This window comes from Pectobacterium sp. F1-1 (assembly GCF_025643735.1).
Classification (GTDB): domain Bacteria; phylum Pseudomonadota; class Gammaproteobacteria; order Enterobacterales; family Enterobacteriaceae; genus Pectobacterium; species Pectobacterium colocasium.
The window spans coordinates 2,263,824-2,286,339 of sequence record NZ_CP104733.1 but is presented as its reverse complement, the minus strand read 5'-3'; the positions used below and the strand labels follow the sequence as shown (position 1 = coordinate 2,286,339).

Annotated in this window: 23 protein-coding genes; 11 read left to right on the top strand and 12 right to left on the bottom strand. The window is 52.1% G+C overall.

Going from position 1 to position 22,516, the window contains the following annotated elements:
* Positions 1-91: 91 nt before the first annotated feature.
* Entirely contained in the window at positions 92-1,291 is a 1,200-nt protein-coding gene (locus NAL19_RS10055) for a multidrug effflux MFS transporter (protein WP_263059584.1), read from the top strand.
* Positions 1,292-1,314: 23 nt separating this feature from the next.
* Here the strand turns inward: NAL19_RS10055 and NAL19_RS10050 are convergent, their stop codons facing one another.
* Positions 1,315-2,568, bottom strand: a complete 1,254-nt coding sequence (locus NAL19_RS10050; protein WP_263059583.1) for a D-amino acid dehydrogenase — start codon at positions 2,566-2,568, stop codon at positions 1,315-1,317.
* A gap of 344 nt (positions 2,569-2,912) precedes the next feature.
* Here NAL19_RS10050 and NAL19_RS10045 point away from each other — a divergent pair, with 344 nt between their 5' ends.
* On the top strand, positions 2,913-4,454 hold the full coding sequence (locus NAL19_RS10045; RefSeq protein WP_263059582.1) for a SpoVR family protein: 1,542 nt from the start codon (positions 2,913-2,915) through the stop codon (positions 4,452-4,454).
* A gap of 91 nt (positions 4,455-4,545) precedes the next feature.
* On the opposite strand, the gene fadR is transcribed toward NAL19_RS10045, so the two are convergent.
* Entirely contained in the window at positions 4,546-5,265 is a 720-nt protein-coding gene (gene fadR / locus NAL19_RS10040) for a fatty acid metabolism transcriptional regulator FadR (protein WP_015840182.1), read from the bottom strand.
* 244 nt (positions 5,266-5,509) lie between these two features.
* Here fadR and nhaB point away from each other — a divergent pair, with 244 nt between their 5' ends.
* On the top strand, positions 5,510-7,090 hold the full coding sequence (nhaB, locus tag NAL19_RS10035) for a sodium/proton antiporter NhaB (protein WP_263059581.1): 1,581 nt from the start codon (positions 5,510-5,512) through the stop codon (positions 7,088-7,090).
* A gap of 194 nt (positions 7,091-7,284) precedes the next feature.
* A complete protein-coding gene (gene dsbB, locus NAL19_RS10030; protein ID WP_263059580.1) occupies positions 7,285-7,815 on the top strand; it encodes a disulfide bond formation protein DsbB in 531 nt (176 codons plus the stop codon).
* A 109-nt stretch (positions 7,816-7,924) separates the two neighbouring features.
* On the opposite strand, the gene NAL19_RS10025 is transcribed toward dsbB, so the two are convergent.
* Positions 7,925-8,122, bottom strand: coding sequence for a DNA polymerase III subunit theta (locus tag NAL19_RS10025; protein ID WP_263059579.1), 198 nt, complete (start codon positions 8,120-8,122; stop codon positions 7,925-7,927).
* 316 nt (positions 8,123-8,438) lie between these two features.
* Here NAL19_RS10025 and mgtS point away from each other — a divergent pair, with 316 nt between their 5' ends.
* Entirely contained in the window at positions 8,439-8,534 is a 96-nt protein-coding gene (gene mgtS / locus NAL19_RS10020) for a protein MgtS (RefSeq protein WP_039300147.1), read from the top strand.
* Between the two features lie 167 nt (positions 8,535-8,701).
* Here the strand turns inward: mgtS and NAL19_RS10015 are convergent, their stop codons facing one another.
* The 3 genes from NAL19_RS10015 to NAL19_RS10005 all read right to left on the bottom strand — a co-directional run bounded on the left by NAL19_RS10015 (position 8,702) and on the right by NAL19_RS10005 (position 10,522).
* Positions 8,702-9,148: a YcgN family cysteine cluster protein gene (locus tag NAL19_RS10015; protein WP_010275477.1), complete on the bottom strand. Its 447-nt coding sequence runs from the start codon at positions 9,146-9,148 to the stop codon at positions 8,702-8,704.
* Positions 9,149-9,265: 117 nt separating this feature from the next.
* Positions 9,266-9,922 (bottom strand): fumarylacetoacetate hydrolase family protein, encoded by a 657-nt coding sequence (locus tag NAL19_RS10010; protein ID WP_263059578.1) that lies wholly within the window; start codon positions 9,920-9,922, stop codon positions 9,266-9,268.
* Positions 9,923-10,264: 342 nt separating this feature from the next.
* Positions 10,265-10,522, bottom strand: a complete 258-nt coding sequence (locus NAL19_RS10005) for a YcgL domain-containing protein (RefSeq protein WP_225088149.1) — start codon at positions 10,520-10,522, stop codon at positions 10,265-10,267.
* 136 nt (positions 10,523-10,658) lie between these two features.
* Between NAL19_RS10005 and minC the strand changes: the two genes are divergently transcribed.
* Genes minC through minE form a run of 3 tightly spaced genes read left to right on the top strand, consistent with a single transcriptional unit; the run spans position 10,659 to position 12,451 of the window.
* On the top strand, positions 10,659-11,345 hold the full coding sequence (gene minC, locus NAL19_RS10000) for a septum site-determining protein MinC (protein WP_010275486.1): 687 nt from the start codon (positions 10,659-10,661) through the stop codon (positions 11,343-11,345).
* Positions 11,346-11,365: 20 nt separating this feature from the next.
* Entirely contained in the window at positions 11,366-12,178 is an 813-nt protein-coding gene (gene minD / locus NAL19_RS09995; RefSeq protein WP_039511326.1) for a septum site-determining protein MinD, read from the top strand.
* A gap of 3 nt (positions 12,179-12,181) precedes the next feature.
* Positions 12,182-12,451, top strand: coding sequence for a cell division topological specificity factor MinE (minE, locus tag NAL19_RS09990; RefSeq protein ID WP_015840174.1), 270 nt, complete (start codon positions 12,182-12,184; stop codon positions 12,449-12,451).
* Positions 12,452-12,700: 249 nt separating this feature from the next.
* Here the strand turns inward: minE and rnd are convergent, their stop codons facing one another.
* The 5 genes from rnd to NAL19_RS09965 form a co-directional block, all read right to left on the bottom strand.
* Positions 12,701-13,825 carry a ribonuclease D gene (gene rnd, locus NAL19_RS09985; RefSeq protein ID WP_263059577.1) on the bottom strand — a complete coding sequence of 375 codons (1,125 nt, stop codon included), beginning with the start codon at positions 13,823-13,825 and terminating at the stop codon, positions 12,701-12,703.
* 140 nt (positions 13,826-13,965) lie between these two features.
* Positions 13,966-15,651, bottom strand: a complete 1,686-nt coding sequence (fadD, locus tag NAL19_RS09980; RefSeq protein ID WP_263059576.1) for a long-chain-fatty-acid--CoA ligase FadD — start codon at positions 15,649-15,651, stop codon at positions 13,966-13,968.
* A 200-nt stretch (positions 15,652-15,851) separates the two neighbouring features.
* Positions 15,852-16,469, bottom strand: coding sequence for a Slp family lipoprotein (locus NAL19_RS09975; RefSeq protein ID WP_411561430.1), 618 nt, complete (start codon positions 16,467-16,469; stop codon positions 15,852-15,854).
* 123 nt (positions 16,470-16,592) lie between these two features.
* Positions 16,593-17,294 (bottom strand): tRNA (adenosine(37)-N6)-threonylcarbamoyltransferase complex dimerization subunit type 1 TsaB, encoded by a 702-nt coding sequence (gene tsaB, locus NAL19_RS09970; RefSeq protein WP_263059574.1) that lies wholly within the window; start codon positions 17,292-17,294, stop codon positions 16,593-16,595.
* A gap of 140 nt (positions 17,295-17,434) precedes the next feature.
* Complete coding sequence (locus NAL19_RS09965) at positions 17,435-19,366, bottom strand: ATP-dependent DNA helicase (protein WP_263059573.1); 1,932 nt, start codon at positions 19,364-19,366, stop codon at positions 17,435-17,437.
* A 228-nt stretch (positions 19,367-19,594) separates the two neighbouring features.
* Between NAL19_RS09965 and NAL19_RS09960 the strand changes: the two genes are divergently transcribed.
* Positions 19,595-19,939, top strand: coding sequence for a RidA family protein (locus NAL19_RS09960; RefSeq protein ID WP_263059572.1), 345 nt, complete (start codon positions 19,595-19,597; stop codon positions 19,937-19,939).
* 161 nt (positions 19,940-20,100) lie between these two features.
* Here NAL19_RS09960 and NAL19_RS09955 read toward each other — a convergent pair whose 3' ends face one another.
* On the bottom strand, positions 20,101-20,340 hold the full coding sequence (locus NAL19_RS09955) for a YoaH family protein (protein WP_225088009.1): 240 nt from the start codon (positions 20,338-20,340) through the stop codon (positions 20,101-20,103).
* A gap of 143 nt (positions 20,341-20,483) precedes the next feature.
* Between NAL19_RS09955 and pabB the strand changes: the two genes are divergently transcribed.
* Positions 20,484-21,926 carry an aminodeoxychorismate synthase component 1 gene (gene pabB, locus NAL19_RS09950; protein ID WP_263059571.1) on the top strand — a complete coding sequence of 481 codons (1,443 nt, stop codon included), beginning with the start codon at positions 20,484-20,486 and terminating at the stop codon, positions 21,924-21,926.
* Positions 21,923-22,516, top strand: a complete 594-nt coding sequence (locus tag NAL19_RS09945; RefSeq protein WP_263059570.1) for a CoA pyrophosphatase — start codon at positions 21,923-21,925, stop codon at positions 22,514-22,516. The genes pabB and NAL19_RS09945 overlap by 4 nt, the downstream gene beginning before the upstream one ends.

Sequence of the window (22,516 nt, the reverse complement as noted above, 5' to 3'; positions counted from 1 at the left end):
ATCGTGACATTGTCACAAAGATAACGCTTTCTTTCCGCCAGTGTGCGCATTACCCTGTCGACCCCATAAAACGTAGACGTCTGTTTTTGTTATGCAACGATTTGTTCTGATTTTACTGACTCTGGTTCTACTCGGCCCTCTGGGTATCGACATCTATTTACCGCTGATTCCCGCCATCGCCGTGGCGTTGAACAGCCCGGAATCGCTGATTCAATCCACCGTCGCCCTGTTTATTTTGGTCATGGGATTAGGCCAGCTTCTGGCTGGGCCGCTGGTCGATAAATATGGCCGCCGCCCTATGGCGCTGGCTGGTGTGATAATCTATATCATCGGTGCCATCATGGCGGCGCTGGCGACCAACGCCACGCTATTCGTTCTTTCACGCCTTTTTCAGGGTATGGCCGTCTGCTGTACTGCCGTTGCCATTTTTAGCAGCGTACGTGACAAGCTAAACGGCGATGATGCCGCCAGAACCTATGGGTTTCTTAACGGCACGCTGAATATTGTGCCAGCGCTGGCACCGCTCTTGGGCGGGCTGCTGGCTGAAGCCTTCGGCTGGCGTGCGCCTTTCTGGTTCCTCGCGGGCTACAGCGTTCTGGTACTAGCACTCGTCATTCGCTTCCTGCCCGAAACGCGCCCGGATTCAACATTGCCCGTACACGGCTTACCGCTGCGCCAATATGTACGCCTGTTATCCGATCGCCATTTTCTGGGATTTGCAGCCGTCAACGCGGGCGCGATGGGGATAGCGTTAACTTATGTCACCTTTTCCCCCGTGGTGTTGATGAATCAGGCGCAACTCACGCCGCTTGAATTTTCGATTGCCTTCGGGGCAAACGGCTTTTGGATCATGCTGGTCAGCTTTTTTGCGAATCGCATTATCCGCAAAGTCGGCCGACCACGCTGTCTGGCTGTGGGTAGCCTGCTGATGGGCGCGGGTTTCTTTTCTCTGCTTGGTGGTGTCGCGCTTTTGCCTGATGCGTTGCAAGACACCTGGCCGACCTACATGCTGCCCGTTGCACTGGCCTGTGCCGGTCTGGCCTTTTTGATCGGGCCCTCCACCAGCTATGCGCTGGAGCCTTACTCCAATGAGGCGGGGATTGCGTCGGCGATGGTAGGGTTTGTACAAATGGCGGGAGGAGCGGCACTGGGGTTGATCGCGATGGCGATCCCTCTGCCGTCAAAAATATCACTGGCGCTGGTCATGCTCTGTGCCGCTCTGCTGGCGGTACGCGCCCGACTGCTCACGCGGCACCACAAGGGCAGTATTACGTCACTGCCCCGTGGTTAATTAAACTATACAATCCAGATACATTAACGCGTATAGCGAGACACAGACAAATCATCGGCTTCAATCTCCGGTGATTTGTCCGACAGAATATCCGCCAGCAACTTCCCTGAGCCACAGGCCATCGTCCAGCCTAACGTGCCATGTCCGGTATTCAGATACAGATTTTTCAGCGGTGAACGCCCTACCAGCGGCGTGCCGTCTGGCGTCATCGGGCGCAGCCCCGTCCAGAATGTCGCTTGTTCAATCGGGCCGCAATGGGGATACAGATCGCGTACTACCATTTCCAACGTCTCACGCCGTTTAGGGTTCAGATCGGTATTAAAGCCGACGACCTCTGCCATTCCCCCGACGCGGATGCGGCGATCAAAACGAGTGATTGCCACTTTGTAGGTTTCATCCAGCACGGTAGAAACCGGTGCTGAGGCATCATCCGCCAGCGGAATCGTCAGTGAATAACCTTTCAGCGGATACACTGGAATATCGAACCACTGCCGCAGCAGCCCCGTGGAATAGGAACCGCAGGCCATCACATAGGCGTCCGCCACAATCATCTCGTCGTCGCACTGTACGCCCGTCACGTGTTGCCCTTCCACCCGCAGTTGGCGGACGTGACGTCCCAGTTTGAAGGTGACGCCAGCATCGGCAGCCATCGTCGCCAGTTGGCGGGTGAATAGCTGACAATCACCTGTTTCATCATGCGGTAAACGCAGCCCACCCGTCAGTTTCTCCGCCACATTCGCCAGAGCGGGTTCAACAGAGGCCAACTCCTGACGGGACAGCAGTTGATACGGGACGCCAGCCTCTTTCAGCACGGCGATATCCCGTGTCGCATTGTCATATTGCTGTTCGGTACGGAACAGTTGCAGCGTTCCGCCCTGTCGACCTTCGTACTGAATACCCGTGTCCTGTCGCAACTGTTGCAGGCAGTCACGGCTGTATTCCGCCAGACGGACCATCCTCGCTTTATTGGTTTTATAGTGGCGCGCATCGCAGTTAAGCAACATTTGCCACATCCAGCACAGCTGTGTGGCCGTGAAATCAGGCCGGATCGCCAACGGCGCATGGCGCTGAAACATCCATTTCATTGCTTTCAGCGGTATTCCCGGCGCAGCCCAGGGCGCGGCATAGCCGGGGGAAATCTGCCCGGCATTCCCGGCGCTGGTTTCCAACGCCGGTTCCGGCTGCCTGTCGATAACGGTGACATCATGCCCCGCCTGCGCAAGATACCAGGCGGTACTCACACCAACTACGCCACTTCCCAGAATCACAACCCGCATGCTACCGCTCTCCCTTTCCTTCCGTTATCGACCATTTGCCTCTGCCCATTCTCTTTCACGCTACCGGTACGTTGCCTTTCCTGTAACTCGAATTGTTTAAGGGCTAATTCGCTAGAAAAATACGACTTTATTGGGGTAAAACACTGGCTAAAAGATAAAATTCAGGACTACTCTACCATTTGGTAAGAAATTGTCATCCGCCGCAGCGATAGCATTTCGCTATTGCCGCTCTCCACCAAGTTGTTACGCCAAGCCACCGTTTTCTCATCACTTTTGTCAGATTGAGCTACGATTAATTATGCCTGTGCGATTGCGCGCAGGTTGGTCACGTAGGGGGCGCGCTGATGGCTATATCAACGGATAATCAGGTAAAAAAAACACTTCGCCTGAGTGATGGACCGGACTGGACGTTTGAGTTGTTGCAGGTTTACCTTGATGAAATTGATCGGGTAGCCAAGCTGTATCGTCTGGCAACCTATCCTCATCAGATCGAAGTCATCACCTCAGAACAAATGATGGACGCCTATTCCAGTATAGGAATGCCGATCAACTATGCCCACTGGTCGTTCGGGAAGAAATTTATCGAAACCGAACAGCGTTACAAACACGGGCAGCAAGGGCTGGCATACGAAATTGTCATCAATTCCGATCCCTGTATCGCGTATTTGATGGAGGAGAACACGCTGCCGATGCAGGCGCTGGTCATGGCACATGCCTGCTATGGACACAACTCGTTTTTCAAAGGTAATTACCTGTTCCGCAGTTGGACCGACGCCAGTTCCATTGTCGATTACCTGCTGTTTGCCCGGCAGTATATCGCGCAATGTGAAGAGCGTTATGGCGTGGATGAGGTGGAGCGTCTGTTAGATTCCTGCCATGCGCTGATGAATTACGGCGTTGATCGCTATAAGCGCCCGCAAAAAATTTCACTCGAGGAGGAAAAGTCTCGTCAGAAAAGCCGCGAGGCTTACCTGCAAAGCCAGGTGAACGACCTCTGGAAAACCTTACCACGGCGTGAACAAGGTGCCGCACCGGAGCAAGCGAGACGTTTTCCGCAAGAGCCACAGGAAAACCTGCTCTATTTTATGGAGAAAAATGCGCCACTGCTGGAACCCTGGCAACGAGAGGTTCTGCGCATCGTGCGTAAAGTCAGCCAATATTTCTATCCGCAGAAGCAGACTCAGGTCATGAATGAAGGCTGGGCAACGTTCTGGCACTACACCATTCTGAACCATCTCTACGATGAAGGCCGGGTCACTGAGCGCTTTATGCTGGAATTCCTGCACAGCCATACCAACGTGATTTATCAGCCGCCGTATAACAGTCCGTATTACAGCGGCATTAACCCATATGCGCTGGGCTTCGCCATGTTTCAGGACATCAAACGTATTTGTCAGTCGCCGACGGAAGAGGACCTTTACTGGTTCCCCGATATTGCAGGTAAAGACTGGCTCGATACCTTGCATTTTGCGATGCAGAACTTCAAGGACGAGAGCTTCATCAGCCAGTTCCTGTCACCTAAGCTGATGCGTGATTTCCGGCTATTTACGGTGCTGGACGACGATCGCAACAACTATCTGGAAATTGCCGCGATTCACGATGAAGAAGGCTATCGCCTGATCCGGCAGGAACTCTCCGCACAGTACAACCTGAGCCATCTGGAGCCGAATATTCAGGTCTGGAATGTGGATTTGCGTGGTAATCGGGCGCTGACGCTGCGCTATGTTCCGCATAACCGCGCCCCGCTGGATAAAAGCAGCCAGGAAGTGTTGAAGCACGTCCATCGCCTGTGGGGGTTCGACGTTTATCTGGAACAGGCTAACACAGATGGCAGCGTTGAACTGCTGGAACGCTGCCCGCCGCGTAACGGAACGGCATCCACGTAACGGCGTTCGGGCACACGACCAAAGACAAAGGGTATTCAGGCATAGCCTGAATACCCTTTTCATATTTCACAATGACGCAACAGTACGAGTCTTAGCGACGTACTTCCGCGATATCCCGCGGGATGGCGCTCTGCATACTGTGCCAAATCGCTCCGCTTTCTTTACCGTAATGTCTGACGACATCCATGACCTGATCGTATAACTCTTCGCTGCGCAACGCTTCCAACCTACCGTAAAAATTCACCGCCAGCTTGCGGGCTTCCGGGTTGGAGAAATAGTAACGCCCTACGCGAATATACAGACCTTTCAGGCCGTTCAGGATCAGACCATAAATCGGATTGCCAGAGGCAAAAGCCAAACCACGGAACACGTTGTAGTCAAGCTGCGCAAAGGCTTCTGCGCTATCGTCTACCGCGTTTGCCTGAGTCAAGACATCACGCACCTTTTCCGGATTATGCCGTAACGCCGTCCGAATAAAGATGGCCGCGATGTTGGTTCGCACGGCCAGCAGGTTGTCGATCAATTGCGGCACACTATCGTGATCAAGTCGCGCCAGCGTTTCCAGAATATTGAGCCCGGACGTTTCCCAAAAATTGTTAATCTTTGTTGGTTTCCCGTGCTGTATCGTCAGCCAACCATCGCGAGCCAAGCGCTGAAGTACTTCGCGCAAGGTAGTCCGAGTCACGCCGATCAGTTCAGACAGTTCTCTTTCCGCGGGCAAAATAGAGCCAGGAGGAAAGCGGTTATTCCATATACTTTCAATTATGTATTCTTCCGCGAATCCAGCCGGACTTTGCGCCTTTATAACCATGTCTTTATAACCATGTGTTTGATAATCCGTAGCAGTGATTGCCGAAAAAAGCCAAATCATAATACCAGACGAAAGAATCATGATATAGCGCCGCACTCAGGCACCGAACCATTTCAATGAAAAATTGTGACTGCAAACCGCTCTCTCGCCGCGTAGAACGGTAGACTTCTGACCGTTTGTAAAGTTTTTACGATATGATGAAAACCATCAAACTATTCTAACGAGTAAGGATTCCTCTCCCATTATGATCGGCATGCCCCTCCACCGCGCGCTGTTAAAAAATTTTCTGGGATACGCGCCAGACTGGTACAAACTGACTATTTTTTGCTTCTTGCTGATTAATCCGCTGCTGTTTTATTTTGTCAGCCCGTTTTGGGCCGGTTGGTTATTGGTCGTGGAGTTTATTTTTACGCTCGGCATGGCGCTGAAATGTTATCCGCTACAGCCCGGCGGTCTGCTGGCGCTCCAGGCGATATTGATCGGAATGACCAGCCCGCAGCAGGTGTGGCATGAAGTCACAGGAAATATTGAAGTCCTCATGCTGCTGGTGTTTATGGTGGCGGGCATCTATTTCATGAAGCAACTGCTGCTCTTTGTCTTTACCAAACTGCTGCTGCGCATTCATTCCAAAACGCTGCTATCACTTGCTTTTTGTATCGCTGCCGCCTTCCTTTCCGCTTTCCTTGATGCGCTGACCGTGATTGCTGTGGTTATCAGCGTCGCTATCGGGTTTTATGGGATTTACCACCGTTTTGCATCCCAACAGGGCGAAGATGAGGCCGATATCAGCGATGACAGCACGCTAAGCAGCGAGGAGCATCATCGTACGCTGGAGCAATTCCGGGCATTCCTGCGCAGCCTGCTCATGCACGCTGGCGTCGGTACGGCACTAGGCGGCGTGATGACAATGGTGGGAGAACCTCAGAACCTGATTATCGCAAAAAGCGCAGGCTGGGATTTCGTCAGCTTCTTCCTGCGCATGTCGCCAGTGACCGTCCCGGTGTTTATTTGCGGTATCCTGACCTGCGTGCTGGTTGAGCGTTTTAAACTCTTCGGCTATGGCGTCAGTCTTCCGGACAACGTGCGACGTGTGCTTGAGGATTACGACCGGGATATGACGGAAAAGCGTACACCGCAAGATAAAGCTCGTTTACTCGTACAGGCCGTGATTGGCGTCTGGTTGATTGTTGCACTGGCGTTTCATCTGGCTGAGGTCGGATTGATTGGCCTTTCCGTGATTATCATGGCCACGACGTTCTGTGGCGTGACCGAAGAACATGCCATCGGTAAAGCGTTTCAGGATGCCATGCCGTTTACCGCGCTGCTGACGGTGTTTTTTGCCATCGTCGCCGTCATTATCGATCAGCAGCTGTTTTCACCAATTATCCATTACGTTCTGCAATCGTCTGAGAGCGCACAATTGACGCAGTTTTACCTGTTCAATGGCCTGCTATCATCGATATCGGATAACGTCTTCGTTGGTTCGGTTTACATTAACGAGGCACGCAATGCCTTTGAGAACGGTCATATCTCGCTCCATCAGTTCGAGTTGCTCGCCGTGGCAATCAATACCGGCACCAACCTGCCTTCCGTCGCCACCCCAAATGGGCAAGCCGCGTTTCTATTCTTACTGACGTCTGCTTTGGCGCCGCTCATCCGCCTGTCTTACGGGCGCATGGTCATCATGGCGTTGCCTTACACGATTGTGATGACGCTGGTCGGTTTGCTTGGCGTGGAATTCACACTCGTGCCCTTTACCGATTTTTTAATGAATAACCACTGGATTTCTTTGCCAAACTTGACCCTATCAGGCAGTCACTCATAATCACGATCGTGTATAGTAATCACGGCAGCGACCATTTCCGTCTTGATGACGTTATCAATGCGATGTTCGCCGCCGTAAAATGACAGAAAAGCATTAAATAAACATATCGTTACGTTTTGCACAGTGAAATGATGGCAGTGAAGCCAGAACGGTTTACACTGCTGCTTTAATCATGTTTAGCATGGAATATTTTTATGTTGCGATTTCTTAATCGTTGCTCACGCGGGCGTAGTGCGTGGCTGCTGCTGGCGTTTACTGCTTTAGCGTTGGAATTGACCGCGCTCTATTTTCAGCACGTTATGCTATTAAAACCGTGCGTGCTGTGTATCTATCAGCGCTGTGCGCTATGGGGCGTGTTCGCCGCAGGTATTGTTGGCGCCATCGCGCCATCAACGGCATTGCGTTACCCGGCCATCGCGCTATGGATATACAGTTCCTACGAAGGGGGTCGACTGGCATGGAAACACACGGATATCTTGTTAAATCCGTCGCCGTTTACCACCTGTGATTTTTTTGTCAGCTTCCCGTCATGGTTACCGTTAGACAAATGGCTTCCCGCCATTTTCAATGCGACAGGTGATTGCTCAGTGCGTCAGTGGGAATTCCTCTCTCTGGAAATGCCACAATGGCTGCTTGGCATCTTTGTCGCTTATCTGGTGATTGCCGTGCTGGTATTGATCGCTCAGCCTTTCCGCCCCAAACGCCGCGATCTCTTCAGCCGTTAATCCATAAGCGGATGAATACAGAAGGCGCTTCACATATAAACCGAAAAGCCCGACACTGTTGTCGGGCTTCTGGTAACCGTTTCTACGCCTCACAGGCTTGCGCAAACGCTCACTGCTGTGGCCTGTAGATATCGCGATAGTGGCCTAATCTTTCGTTGAAAAAAAGCCTTTTTTCCTGCGGGATTCTTCGTGATATTTCATCTGCGTCGATCTTTTTTTCCTGACTTTCCATGAAAGCAATCGTGGAGGCAGCAAAATCGGTGTACTGCTCGCTGTACTCAAGAATGATTTTCTCAAAGTTAATCACATGCTCTCCCCCTCTGCTGGTTATACTGCTCTAAAATTATACAACACGTCACGATTTATGCTGGGGATGGCAGCATGATTCGCACAAGGAAAAATAAAAGTGTGAAGTGACAAGCAAAACGCAGATGCGCATTCCGATTCCGGCAGTGAAGCCCCGCGTGTGCTACCTCAACGAGATGTAAACCACCAGCCCCTTTTTGAGCGTTTTTTCTTCATTAACATGCGCCCCAGTCCTATAGTACCTATCGCAGGTCAACGATGACTTTCCACCCTATGAGGTATTTCTATCGCAATTAATTTATTCAGGAGAAACAATCATGTTAGGTAATATCAATCTCTTCATCGCCGTATTGGGCGGCATTCTTTTTCTCAGCTTCCTGGCGGCGTACCTAAGCCCCAAATGGGATGACTAATGAATACTGACGCTCCCCCCGATAAAAAGCCCCTCTTCTGAGTGATTCAGACTGAGGGGCTTCTTGATTTAGCCAGTCAATAGTTTTAGCTAATAAGTAGTTTTAGCCAGTAAACAGTTTCTATCAGAAAACAGTGTCAACCAGACAACCGCCACACCGAGCAGCAACTATCGTGCCCATTCAGGCTTATTTAAAATGTGATCCTGCCAATCCACCACCTCACTCTCACGTACAGCGATATGGCGCACGGAGATACGCTCGCGGTGCATTGCCGTCTTCGTGCCGCAGACCAGCGGATGCCACTGCGGTAAATCTTCGCGTTCATGAATCAGGCGATATGCACAGGTCGCCGGGAGCCAGTTAAACGTCAGCAGGTTTTCACGCGTCAGCTTGATACAGTCCGGTTCGTACTCGAAGCGTTTCTCATAGTTACGACACTGGCAGCTTTTAATATTCAACTGATTACAGGCGACGTTGGTAAAATAGATTTCCTCTGTATCCTCATCAATCAGTTTATGCAAACAGCACTGACCGCAACCATCGCACAGCGACTCCCATTCATCGTCAGACATCTCAGACAACGTTTTTTGCTGCCAAAAAGGGCGTTCAGTCATGTTTCTTCCAGTTAACTTAAGTTGATAAATCGATAGCGTTGTAAATAAGATACGTGATTCTGGCGGGCGCGGCGGGGAGGTTTTGCTGCCCGTCATTCAACATGGGCAGCCGGGGCATTAGATAATACGTGTGCTCAACGTCCGGTCATTCACCGTAATCGTCAGCATATCGCCAGACAGGATCGGACCGACCCCCTTTGGCGTACCCGTCAAAATAATATCGCCCGCGCGCAGCGTAAAGAAACGGCTCATGTAAGCAATCAGCGGCAGAATCGGCGTAATCATATCACGCGTGTTACCCTGCTGGCGCACTTCATCATTCACTTTTACTCCCAATTCGGTTTGTTGCGGATCGCCAAACTCGGCAGCCGGAATAAAGCCGGAAATCGGGCAGGAACCGTCAAACGCTTTAGCTTTTTCCCACGGCTGACCCGCTTTTTTGAATTCGGACTGCAAATCACGCAGCGTCAGATCCAGCGCGACACCGTAACCCGCAATCGCCCGGGCGACACGTTCTTCATTCGCCTGCTTTAACGGCGTACCGATCAGCACAGCCAACTCAACTTCGTGATGAACCGAGCCCAGGTTTTTAGGAATGGCAACGGGCTGGCGTAAATCACACAGTGCGGTTTCAGGCTTGATGAATAACACGGGCTCAGCCGGAGTCGCACTGCCCATTTCTTTAATGTGCTCGGAGTAATTGCTTCCGACGCAAACGACTTTATTTACGGGAAAATCAAGCAGCGCGCCCTGCCAGTCTCTGTGTTGATACATGGGTATTCTCCTGCCCTGTCTGTTGAATTATCGCTGTTTTCGTGGTGCAGAACCTGCCCAAAAGGAAAACAGCTATATAAGAACACGATGGTGCAAAACCATCGTTATATCATCGTAACGGGGGTTACCCCAACAGATTTCAGGAGAGCAAGGCGGGCAAGCACGTAGTCTGGAGAAGGCGTCATAATTCATCCCAAAAGGAAACAATTAAATGATGACGGAGTAAAACGTGGAAGATGAATATTTATCGCGCGGAATATCATGTAAATGGTCGAGATATTCCACGCCAAATTATGTTTGCGGCTTTATCTGAAAGTACGCACCGGTATTATTTTTTTGCACTTACATCGGCGTGTTTAATAAGCTTTCGACCGGCGGTGGAACTTGCAGATAAAACCCCTGTTCTTGTAGCGCAAGTTTCACTTTTTCTATATCGGCATTCGCCAGTTTTTTACGGCCATCCAACGGTAAGACCATAGCTAACTGCGGCGTGCCAAAACTTTTCATTAATTCTTCCGGCACGCGTGAGAAATCGTCTTTTTTTTCAACATAAAGATAGGTCTGATCGCGTTTAGCACTTCGATAGATCACACAAAACATTTTTTTTACTCTATTTGATGGGAATGCCATCTTGCCTGTATATAATTGTGACTATAACATGCTTACAGCGCTCTGGAATATCATGCCTTAAATGTTACTCTAGGGATTAAAAGATGCTGAAACTGAGTCAGGATAGATGTCACAAACGCCAATAGAGTTAAAAGGCAGCAGCTTTACCTTATCGGTTGTTCATTTGCATGATTCCCAACCCGAGGTAATTTATCAGGCACTACAGGAAAAAATAGAGCAAGCGCCTGCTTTCCTGAAAAATGCCCCCGTTGTCATTAACGTGGCCGCATTAACTGCGGAAACTGACTGGATAAAATTACAGCAGGCCATATCATCAACCGGCCTGCATGTCGTTGGCGTCAGCGGATGCACCGACGATGCATTAAAGAAAACCATTGCGCAGGCGGGGCTTCCCCTTCTGAGCGAAGGCAAAGCACAACGCCGGGTAGTCGAACCCGTCGCCGCCGTTCCTGCCGCGGTGAAAACGAAAGTCATCAACACCCCCGTACGCTCCGGCCAACAGATTTACGCCCGGAACTGTGACTTGATTGTCACAAGCAGCGTCAGCGCAGGGGCTGAGGTGATTGCCGATGGCAATATTCATATTTACGGCATGATGCGCGGCCGAGCCCTCGCAGGCGTTTCTGGCGATGTTCAGAGCCAGATATTCTGTACGCATCTGGCCGCAGAACTGGTCTCTATCGCTGGTCGTTACTGGTTGAGCGACCAGATTCCTGAACCGTATTTTGGGCAGCCAGCGCGGATCAACCTGAACCAGCTGGACAATGTTTTAACGATAAAACCTCTAGACTAGAATCTCCCAAGGAAACATTTATGGCACGCATCATTGTTGTTACATCGGGTAAAGGGGGCGTTGGCAAGACCACATCAAGCGCGGCCATTGCTACCGGTTTAGCCCAGAAAGGAAAAAAGACCGTTGTCATCGATTTTGACATCGGCCTGCGTAACCTCGACCTGATCATGGGATGTGAGCGTCGCGTGGTGTATGACTTCGTGAACGTTATTCAGGGTGATGCTACGCTTAATCAGGCGCTGATCAAGGATAAGAGAACGGACAATCTCTACATTCTGCCAGCATCGCAAACGCGTGATAAAGATGCCTTAACGCATGAAGGCGTAGAGAAAGTGCTCAACGATTTGGGCGACATGGAATTCGATTTTATCGTGTGTGATTCGCCTGCCGGGATTGAAACCGGTGCGTTGATGGCGCTCTATTTTGCCGATGAAGCGATTATCACCACCAACCCGGAAGTCTCTTCCGTGCGCGACTCAGACCGCATTCTGGGCATTCTGTCCTCGAAGTCACGCCGTGCTGAGCGCTCTGAAGATCCAATCAAAGAGCACCTGCTGCTGACGCGCTACAACCCAGGACGAGTGAGCCGCGGCGACATGCTAAGCATGGAAGACGTTCTTGAAATTCTGCGGATTCCGCTGGTTGGCGTGATCCCTGAAGATCAGTCCGTACTCCGTGCCTCTAACCAGGGCGAACCGGTCATTCTGGATACTGAAGCCGATGCTGGCAAAGCCTACGCGGACACAGTTGAACGTTTGCTTGGCGAAGAGCGTCCTTTCCGTTTTGTTGAAGAAGAGAAGAAGGGTTTCCTTAAACGACTTTTTGGGGGATAAATTATGGCTTTACTGGACTTCTTTCTGTCCCGCAAAAAAACGACAGCCAATATTGCCAAGGAACGGCTGCAAATTATTGTCGCGGAGCGACGCCGGGGAGATAGTGAACCCCATTATCTGCCGCAGTTAAAGCGGGATATTCTTGAGGTTATCTGTAAATATGTACAGATTGATCCTGAGATGGTGACGGTTCAGCTTGAGCAAAAAGGAGATGATATTTCCGTGCTTGAGTTGAACGTGACATTACCGGAAGCGGAAGAAACGCCTAAATGATTTTTCTGCTGTGATATCCCCTGCTTTTACGCAGGGGATAACTATTTCCCTTCATACTACTCCCGTCATACTATTCCGCCATACTTCAAATTACGACGTTTGATTCCACAACGACCTGTGTATTTAGCCAGTATTTTTGTTTCTTATTTTGTTTTTTTCGCCGTATTTTCATCACCCTATTTGCTGCTTTTTCCATAATGCCATCATCACAGCAAATAAGGCGTATTGATAAAACGTGTTTACCGATAATTAATAGCCTTGCACAATGTCACGCAGCGCATCGCCATATAACTGGCCGCGCCAGCCAGACAACATTTCCGGCATCCCCGTCTCTTGCCCACTTAATTTCCAGTGCCAGTTGAGCAAGCGATTAATTTGACGGCGTGACGCCAATAACTCGGCTGATAATCCACTCTGTTCGCTCATGCTTTGTATCAGCGCTTTGATCTCTTTAAACGCTTTTTTATAGCCGGGATAGTCGATCAAATTAATGACGGGTGGCGGGCAATCCGCATCAGCGATGCCGTCCGTCTGCGCAACACAGTCCAGCAACGTTTTCCCGTGATAGCGGATTTCCGGGCCGCTCAGCCCCAGCGAACTCAGTTCTCCCAGTGACGTCGGCAGGCAACGTGCCACCTGTAACAGGTTCTCTTCACGTACAACAAAATTCACCGCGCTGTCGCGCTCACGCGCTTTACGCAAACGCCACTCAGCCAGACGCTGAAGGCAAGCCAGATGCCGGCCACGCAGTTGCCACGCATTACCAAATTCGCGATAGGCCAGCGCTGGTGCCAAAATATCCTGCTTACGCTGACAAAGCAGGAGACATTCGTCCAACGCGGCGTTCATCCACCCTGCGGCTTGCGTATCCGCCACCAGTTGGGCGGCCATCGGTAACAGATAGAACACATCGGCGGCCGCGTAATCGCACTGTTTTTCACTCAGCGGGCGGGCAAGCCAGTCCGTTCTCGACTCGCTTTTATCCAGCGTCACGCCCATGTAGTCAGCCACCAGCGCAGCGAAACCATAAGAAAGCGGCTTACCTAAAAATGCGGCCAGAATCTGTGTATCGATGAAAGGCGTCGGCAGTGTTCCAAACGCATTGAGAAATACTTCCAGATCTTCGCTACCTGCATGCAGGAATTTTGTGACCTGTTCGTCACGCAGTAACGCCTGAAAAGGTGCCCAGTCGGTAATCGTTAACGGGTCGATAAGTGAAAGCTGTTCACCGTCATACAATTGAATCAACCCTAATTGCGGGTAATACGTGCGGGTTCTGACGAACTCCGTGTCCAATGCCACCTGCGGAAAGCGTCGCGCCTGAGAGCAAACCTGTTGTAACCCGATGTCGGAAGTGATCAACTGATAATTCAAAACGTCATTCTCTTGGTTGTTTTTACTTTACGGTTCTGAGTCAAATCCGTATCGCCATAAAAAAGAACGCCGGATAAACCGGCGTGAAAACATCATATCGCGTCCTGCCGCTCTCTGGCAGTCGTTTTCGTGGAAAATCGTCAGGCAGCAGCGTCTTTCTTCACCTTCTTATCGTCACGCAACTCGCGGCGCAGGATTTTCCCCACGTTAGACTTCGGCAAATCGTCGCAGAATTCGATCTCTTTCGGCACTTTATAGCCGGTAAGATTTCGGCGACAGTGGGTAATGAGTTCCTCTTTCGTTAACGAGTTATCGCGCCTGACCACAAAGGCTTTGACGGCTTCGCCAGAGACTTCATTCGCCACCCCAACCACCGCCGACTCGGACACTTTGGGATGACGGCTGATGACATCTTCAATTTCCGTCGGATAGACGTTAAAGCCGGACACCAGAATCATGTCTTTCTTACGGTCGATGACCCGCAGGAATCCTTCGTCATCAGACGTGACGATGTCACCTGTCGCCAGCCAACCGTCTTTTAACACTTCATCCGTCGCGGCAGGCTTCTGCCAGTACCCTAACATCACCTGCGGCCCTCGTACCCACAGCTCACCGGATTCTCCCGGTCCCGCGTCGTTGCCGTCATCGTCAATAATTCGGACATCCGTGGATGATACCGGTAGCCCAATACTGCCGCTGTAATGTTTGAGATCGTAGGGGTTTACGGACACCAGAGGTGAACTTTCCGTTAGTCCATATCCCTCAAGCAGATGTTTACCCGTTAGCTTTTCCCAACGTTCTGCCACCGCTTGCTGAACCGATGCGCCACCGCCCACTGATAAACGTAGCGTTGAGAAATCCAGCTCGTGGAACTCTTTGTTGTTGAGCAGCGCATTAAATAACGTATTGACACCAGTGATAGCCGTGAACGGGTATTGCTTCATTTCTTTCACGACCGCCGGAATATCACGAGGATTAGTGATCAACAAATTCTTTCCGCCCAATTCAAGGAACAGAAGGCCGTTCACCGTGAGAGCGAAAATATGATAGAGCGGCAACGCCGTGACCACCAATTCATTGCCTTCTTGCAGAATAGCGCCGTATGCCCCTTTACACTGTTCGAGATTCGCCAGCATATTGCGGTGCGTGAGCATCGCGCCTTTAGCAACCCCCGTGGTGCCACCGGTGTATTGCAGGAATGCCAAATCGGTATTGATAATCTCGGGACGAATATACTGCTGACGCCGCCCTTCCTGCAAAACACGGCGAAACGATATCGCATCCGGCAAATGGTATTTGGGCACCAGTCGCTTAATGTATTTCACCACGAAGTTGACCAGCGTGCCTTTTGCCGTAGAGAGCTGATCTCCCATGCGGGTCAGGATCACGTGCTTCACCGCCGTATTATGGACGACTTTTTCCAGCGTGTGCGCAAAGTTAGATACGATAACAATCGTACTCGCCCCGCTATCTTTTAGCTGATGCTCCAGCTCACGCGGCGTATATAACGGATTAACGTTAACCACCACCATCCCCGCGCGCAGCACCCCAAACAGCGCAACGGGATATTGCAACAGATTGGGCATCATCAACGCTACCCGATCGCCTTTCTGCAATTTAAGCTGGTTTTGCAGATAGGCAGCAAACGCCCGGCTCCGCTCTTCCAGCTTACGAAATGTCATCACTTCACCCATGTTGACGAAGGCAGGTCGATCGGCATAACGCCTTACGCTATTTTCAAACATGTCAATTAACGACGAATAGCGATCCGGATCGATTTCCGCCGGCATGTCCGCCGGATAGCGTGATAACCAAATTTTTTCCAAGACGTCACTCCCGAGATATTTTTTTAGTGGCATCATCGTCGCCCTCAAAGGCCTATTGTTATTAACATTATTTTAACTCAGCCTACCAGTTAGCTAACAAACAATGTCAAGGTTGCGAGAACGATCACTAATTTATTCTTTATTCAAAAAAAATCAGGCAACCTGCGTCGCCTGATCTCTTCACGTCGAACGAAATAATTTTATTCTGTCACGACATTCTCAACCTGCACCGGCCCCGGCCAGCCACCGTCAAATCCCCATCCGGGGCCCCAACCATAGCCGTAACCCGCACGCCATCCCCACAGGCCATAACCGTAGCCGCCAGGTGGCATCACCAGACGCTGCACGACATTCCAGCGTTTGTAGCCTTGTGCGTCGATCACAACATAGCGATAAGGTTTATCACCGATAGCGCCCTGTTCGGTGCCGACAATCGGCCCAACAACGGTCACCAGTTGGTCTTTAAAATCGACAGGTTCCAGAAAGCGGTTCACATAGGCAATAAAACGTCCTTCTGATGGCATATCCAACCGCGGTTTCGCGCCGCTATCCAGCGGCATGCTGGCAATTTCCAGACGGGTTTTATGTGCCTCATTGCGGATGCTGACCACTCGCCCGCCAAAGCGTGACTCCTGACCGACATAAATCTGTGGCGCATTCATGACACGCACCAGATCGTCCTGCGGCGTGGGCGACGTGCCTTTAATCGCGTCCGGTATCGTGACACAGCCGGAAAGCAGCAGCACCGTCGCCGCCACCAGACAGAGGCGTGCTTTTTTCTGATTCAGATGCAGATTTTTTATCCGCATACTTTTCATCTGTGCACTTTTCATTAGTAAAAACATGGCACAACCCCTTCTTCAGATATCTGATAGTTAGACTGCTCAGCATCGAATAAGTTGCTGTTTGAAGTTATGCTCCACGCAATATCAGCATGCCATTTATTCGCGGCCGGGAAGCTTTTTCCAGGTTACTTCATTGCGCAGATAGCGCGGTTGCGCCTTCTCGACACTGACCGCTTTTCCTGCTTGCCAGAGCTGACAGGCCAGCGGCAACATGTCCTGCGCTTGCGGCAGCAGCACATCGCCCTTCGTTAATACCAACGAGGCATGGCTGACCAGTTCAGGATAGGTTTCCCATCCGGTTCCTACCGTGGCCCATTCGCCTGACAGCGTAGCCGTTAAGGCCTGCACGTGTTCAGGTTTCAATACGGCTTCCTCGGATTCCCCCTGCCAGCCACCGTCAGCAGCGCGCTGATAGCAGCCCCAGTACACTTCGCCCATTCGCGCATCAATCGCTGCCAGCACTTGCGTCGCTTGCGTCAGGCGGAAAGCGCCCTGTGCCATTGTCGCCAGTGACGATATACCGAGCATCGGTAAATCCGCCCCCAACGCCAGCCCTTGCGCAATGCCGATACCAATCCGCACGCCGGTAAAACTTCCCGGTCCCTGACCAAAGGCCAGCGCATCAAGATCGTTAAGTGTCAGACCGCTGTCGGCCAGCACCTGCTGAACCATCGGCAGAATACGTTGTGTGTGCTCACGGGGACAAATTTCGAACAGAGAATGAATTTCGCCTTCATTCCAGAGTGCAACGGAACAGGCTTCCGTTGCGGTATCAAGCGCTAGAATTCGCGTAGACATGCCAACCTCAGGCAGGATAAATAAATCTTAACAACCCGTATCATAGCATACCCCCCTGCCGTACCGCAGCCCCTCCCACCGTTGGTCAGAACAGACGGCAACCGCCAGCGAGGACTATATGTTATGGGACAGGAAGTGTATTACGGATCAGGAAATGTATTACGGGTCAGGAAATTAATCGCCTGCCGAATATCGCGGGTCCGCGGCGTTGGCGGCAGGCTGTTAAGAAATACAGCGCCATACGGCCGCATCACCAATCGATTATCGCAAATCACAATAACACCGCGATCCTCAACGTCACGGATGAGGCGACCTACGCCTTGCTTCAGGGTAATCACCGCATCAGGAACCTGCACATCGTCGAAAGGCTCGCCGCCGCGCAGCCGACAATCTTCGATACGTGCCTTCAGCAGCGGGTCGTCCGGCGAGGTAAACGGCAGTTTATCGATAATGACGCAGGAGAGCGTATCGCCGCGCACATCCACGCCTTCCCAGAAGCTGCTGGTCGCCACCAGCAAGGCATTACCCGCCGACACAAACTGCGACAGCAGTTGTGCCTTGCCAGTCTCCCCCTGGAGCAGCACCGGTAGCGTCAGCATGGCGCGAAACTCAGCGGCCAAGTCACGCATCATCTGATGCGAGGTACACAACATAAAGCAGCGTCCCTGATTCGCCTCAATCAACGGCTGTAGCATCGTCGCCAGCCTTTTCGCCGCACCGGGACGATTGGTTTCCGGCAAATGACGAGGCACGCAGAGCAGCGCCTGATTGGCATAATCAAACGGGCTAGGCAACAGGAGTGTGTTCGCGTTATCCAACCCCAGCCTATCGGTGAAGTGGAAGAGCTGATCGTTAACAGACAGGGTGGCGGAGGTAAATACCCAGGCAGCAGGTTTGTCCTTCATCAATTCGCGAAAACGATCGGCGACAGACAGCGGCGTCAGCGCTAAGACAAAATGGCGCGAATTACATTCGTACCAGTAACTATAGCCCGGCAGTTGTACCTCTTTCAGCCGCTTTAGGCGGTTGCGATAGAGCGTGGCACGCTCAAAGGCGGCATCCAGCAGCGCAGAGCGACCAAGCGACAGTTTCGCGACGTCGTAACACAGCTCCAATGCATCATCCAGCAGCACGAGCGCACGCTGAAGCGACGGCTGTTCGAGCACATCGCGCAGGTTCCCGCGAAACCCCGGATCGCCCAGCGCCAAGCGAAAATCCTGCGTACTTTGCGTCAGGCGATCGGCACTTTTTTGCAGCTGAGAGGCATCACGCACTTCAGTGCGGTAAGCAATGATGATGTCTTTTGCCAGATCCAGCAACTGGCGACTGGAAAGCTGTTGGCCAAAATATTGGCTGGCAATATCGGGAATTTGATGGGCTTCGTCGAAAATCACCACGTCGCTTTCTGGGATCAGCTCCGCAAAACCGGTCTCCTTGACCACCATATCAGCCAGATAAAGATGGTGGTTAACCACCACGATATCGGCATCCATCGCCTTACGCCGCGCCTTCACCACAAAGCACTCTTTATAGTGCGGGCAGTCGCTGCCCAGGCAGTTATCATTGGTGCTGGTCACTAACGGCCAGATCGCGCTGTCTTCCGCGACGCCGGAACAGGTCGTGACATCGCCCTCCGTCGTTTCCGACGACCAACCGCGCAGCCTGACCAGTTCGCTCAGCGCCTCGGCGGGTAAATCACCGCCGCCCAACGATTGCTGTTCGAGCCGTTCCAGACAGAGATAGTTCGAGCGGCCTTTCAGCAGGGCGAGTTTACCTGTGTACTTCAACGCCTGCGCAATCGTCGGTAAGTCGCGACTATAGAGCTGATCCTGTAGCGCTTTTGAGCCGGTCGAGATGATGACTTTTTTATCAGCACGCAAGGCGGGTGCAAGGTAGGCATAGGTTTTACCGGTTCCGGTTCCCGCTTCCACCACCAGCGCTGTTTTATCATCGATGGCGCGCGTTACCGCCTGCGCCATCTGTCGCTGTGGTTCACGCGGTTTGAAGCCCGTGATCGCTTTCGCCAGCGCGCCGTCATTCGCAAAATCATCGATTACCCGATCGTTCGTCACGCCTGCTCTCTTTCTCGTAGGAAAACGTTGTCTGTCATCACTAACCGTTTCTGGTCACGGCAAAAATATCGCGCTGATTATGCCAAGAGTCACCCGACGCTACCACCCTAAATCAGGAAAGCGTGTCGTCCCCCGCTGTGTTAGGCTTGGCACGTCGATAATGATTGATAACCCTATTTTATTATCCCCACCATTTTTATTATTCCCACAATGGAGAACATTCATCTCATGGCGATCACACGTATTAATCCTGAAACACGCTGGTCAGACGCGGTCATCCACAACAACACGCTGTATTACACCAGCGTGCCGGAGAATCTGGATGACGGTGCACAGGCGCAAACGGAGAACGCGCTGGGCGCGCTGGATGCAATCCTGCAACAGGCGGGAACGGATAAGAGCAAGCTGTTGGACGTGACGATTTTTCTTGCCGATGCGGATGACTTTGCCGCGATGAACGCCGCGTGGGATGCCTGGGTCGTGGCGGGCAGTGCGCCCGTCCGCTGCACCGTGCAGGCTAAGCTGATGCACCCGAAATTTAAAGTCGAAATCAAAGCCATTGCGGCGATATAAACCCTCATCGCCCCTACATAATTCGAGGTTTAGGACAACGTGTTAACGTTTTGAACCACGTAACGCGTTGGCTAGCCAGAGCGAGCCCCACGATGGGCCAAGTCGTTAAACGCGGCCAACGCACAGACAATTTGAAGTATGACGGTATAGAGGAAGCGCAGTTACTGCTCGTCCTCTTCTTCACCATCGTCAAAATGGTGTTCTTCGTCGCTGTCATTAACGGTGTCATCATCTTCATCAAACATCACCGCGACGTTGTCACCCTGATGATTCTGACGGATCTCCGCGGCAACCTGTGCTATCGCCTGGCCGCTGCTCATGCCTTCAGACATGAGTTCCTGAATACGCTCAACGGCCTCTTGCTGCTGCTTATGCGTCAGCGCGGGCATACCTGCAATCATGATAATTTCCTGGTTGGTAAATTCGCACGTATCATCGCATGCCCGCTTCGGCATACACCAGCATTTCTGCTTTGTGGTACGCTGTGGGCAGGAAAATCGACGCGCTATCAACATAGCAATACTGTAGACACAACACGAAAAACATGACTGCCGCCAATACGACCCACGTCACCAACACCAGCGATTCGGCCACCGCGACGGGCTCCGCCGTTATCCATCACGCGCTGCCTTACTACCCGACCGTGCTGCTCGATCGCTTCGCGCCCTTTTCCCAACAACCGTGGGCGATGTTGCTGCATTCCGGGTTTGCCGATCATCCGCACAATCGCTTCGATATCATGGTCGCTGACCCGCGAGTTACGCTGTCTACGCGGGGAAACAGAACAGCAATCACACATGACGGCGTAACGAAAACCGTAGAAGGCGATCCCTTTACCCTTCTGCAAGAGCAGCTTGATACGTTGGCGTTACCCACAGAAGCCCACCCTGATTTTCCCTTTCAGGGTGGCGCACTGGGTTTGTTCGGCTATGACTTGGGACGTCAGATAGAAGCGCTGCCCGTGCAGGCTGAACGGGACATCGACCTGCCGGATATGGCAGTCGGTTTATACGATTGGGCACTGGTTGCCGATCACCAGCGACAGACGTTAACGCTGATCGTACATCATTCCCTCCAGACGCGGCTCGACTGGTTAGCCACGCCGCCCGTTAGCGCCTCGCAAGCCGATTTCAGGCTCACCAGCAGCTGGCTGCCGAATATGTCGCGCGAGGCGTACGGCGAAAAATTCCGCAAAATACAGGACTACCTTCTGGCGGGAGACTGTTATCAGGTTAACCTGGCACAGCGTTTTTCTGCGGCTTACCAGGGCGATGAATGGCAGGCGTTTTTACAGTTGTCCGCGGGAAATAAAGCGCCCTTTTCGGCCTTTCTGCGTCTACCAGAAAATACCGTCATCAGCGTCTCACCGGAACGTTTCCTCTGGCTGGAAAAACACCGTATTCAAACGCGCCCAATTAAAGGCACCCTGCCACGCCTCGTAGACCCGGATGCGGATAAACAGCAGGCAGCCCGGCTCGCTGCTTCAGAAAAAGACCGTTCAGAAAACCTGATGATCGTCGATCTGCTGCGTAACGACATTGGCCGCGTCGCGGTTCCGGGCAGCGTACGCGTGCCGGAGCTGTTTGTCGTCGAACCGTTTCCCGCAGTACACCATCTGGTCAGTACGATTGAAGCACAGCTACCGGATAATTGCCCCGCCACCGCACTGCTGCGCGCCTGTTTCCCCGGTGGCTCGATTACTGGCGCCCCCAAAATCCGCGCCATGCAGATCATTGAAGAGCTGGAGCCTCAACGCCGTAATGCTTACTGCGGCAGCGTCGGTTATATCAGCCTGTGTGGCACGATGGACACCAATATCACCATCAGGACATTATTAACCGAACGCGGCAGAATTTACTGCTGGGCGGGCGGCGGCATCGTTGCCGACAGTCAGGAACAAGCGGAATATCAGGAAACGTTTGATAAAGTAGGCCGTATTCTACCCCTGCTGGATGGGATCCAGACAATTCAGGTATCGAATAAATGAGTGAGATCGCTTTGCCGCCAACGGCTTTTGCGCTGAACGACTTTATTACGCGCTTTCAGTTACAGCTTCCACCATCATTGCGGCCAGTGCACCAACAGCGTCAGGCCGCGGTGCTGGTACCGATTATTTGCCATCCTACGCCCACGCTGTTATTGACCCGGCGCTCTACCGACCTACGTAAGCACGCCGGACAAGTGGCGTTCCCCGGCGGAGCAGCAGATCGAGAGGATCGTTCGCTCATCGAAACGGCGCTGCGTGAAGCAGAGGAAGAAGTGGCTATCCCGACAGAAAACGTTCAGGTATTGGGGGTATTACCGCCGTTAGACAGCGTGAGCGGTTTTCAGGTTACGCCCGTTGTCGGACTCATCGCGGCACAGACCCGCTTCCATCCCAATGAAGACGAAGTCGCCGAGCTGTTCGAAATGCCATTGGGCGAGGCTTTCGCGCTAACGCGCTATTACCCACTGGATATCGAGCGCAAACAGCAGCGCCACCGGGTTTACCTCTCTTGGTATCAGCAGCAGTTTGTCTGGGGACTGACGGCTGCCATCATCCACCAGCCCGCCTTACAGATTTCCGACAGGCCCTAA

Excerpts from the sequence above, each read along its gene's own strand:
- NAL19_RS10005 (WP_225088149.1), bottom strand. The coding sequence starts at position 10,522 with ATGTTTTGTGTGATCTATCGAAGTGCTAAACGCGATCAGACCTATCTT.
- tsaB (WP_263059574.1), bottom strand. The coding sequence starts at position 17,294 with ATGTCTACGCGAATTCTAGCGCTTGATACCGCAACGGAAGCCTGTTCC.
- dsbB (WP_263059580.1), top strand. The coding sequence starts at position 7,285 with ATGTTGCGATTTCTTAATCGTTGCTCACGCGGGCGTAGTGCGTGGCTG.
- minC (WP_010275486.1), top strand. The coding sequence starts at position 10,659 with ATGTCACAAACGCCAATAGAGTTAAAAGGCAGCAGCTTTACCTTATCG.
- mgtS (WP_039300147.1), top strand. The coding sequence starts at position 8,439 with ATGTTAGGTAATATCAATCTCTTCATCGCCGTATTGGGCGGCATTCTT.
- NAL19_RS09960 (WP_263059572.1), top strand. The coding sequence starts at position 19,595 with ATGGCGATCACACGTATTAATCCTGAAACACGCTGGTCAGACGCGGTC.
- NAL19_RS10015 (WP_010275477.1), bottom strand. The coding sequence starts at position 9,148 with ATGACTGAACGCCCTTTTTGGCAGCAAAAAACGTTGTCTGAGATGTCT.
- NAL19_RS10050 (WP_263059583.1), bottom strand. The coding sequence starts at position 2,568 with ATGCGGGTTGTGATTCTGGGAAGTGGCGTAGTTGGTGTGAGTACCGCC.
- minD (WP_039511326.1), top strand. The coding sequence starts at position 11,366 with ATGGCACGCATCATTGTTGTTACATCGGGTAAAGGGGGCGTTGGCAAG.
- NAL19_RS09975 (WP_411561430.1), bottom strand. The coding sequence starts at position 16,469 with ATGAAAAGTATGCGGATAAAAAATCTGCATCTGAATCAGAAAAAAGCA.
- pabB (WP_263059571.1), top strand. The coding sequence starts at position 20,484 with ATGACTGCCGCCAATACGACCCACGTCACCAACACCAGCGATTCGGCC.
- NAL19_RS09955 (WP_225088009.1), bottom strand. The coding sequence starts at position 20,340 with ATGATTGCAGGTATGCCCGCGCTGACGCATAAGCAGCAGCAAGAGGCC.
- NAL19_RS10045 (WP_263059582.1), top strand. The coding sequence starts at position 2,913 with ATGGCTATATCAACGGATAATCAGGTAAAAAAAACACTTCGCCTGAGT.
- NAL19_RS09945 (WP_263059570.1), top strand. The coding sequence starts at position 21,923 with ATGAGTGAGATCGCTTTGCCGCCAACGGCTTTTGCGCTGAACGACTTT.
- nhaB (WP_263059581.1), top strand. The coding sequence starts at position 5,510 with ATGATCGGCATGCCCCTCCACCGCGCGCTGTTAAAAAATTTTCTGGGA.
- minE (WP_015840174.1), top strand. The coding sequence starts at position 12,182 with ATGGCTTTACTGGACTTCTTTCTGTCCCGCAAAAAAACGACAGCCAAT.
- NAL19_RS10055 (WP_263059584.1), top strand. The coding sequence starts at position 92 with ATGCAACGATTTGTTCTGATTTTACTGACTCTGGTTCTACTCGGCCCT.
- NAL19_RS10010 (WP_263059578.1), bottom strand. The coding sequence starts at position 9,922 with ATGTATCAACACAGAGACTGGCAGGGCGCGCTGCTTGATTTTCCCGTA.
- fadR (WP_015840182.1), bottom strand. The coding sequence starts at position 5,265 with ATGGTTATAAAGGCGCAAAGTCCGGCTGGATTCGCGGAAGAATACATA.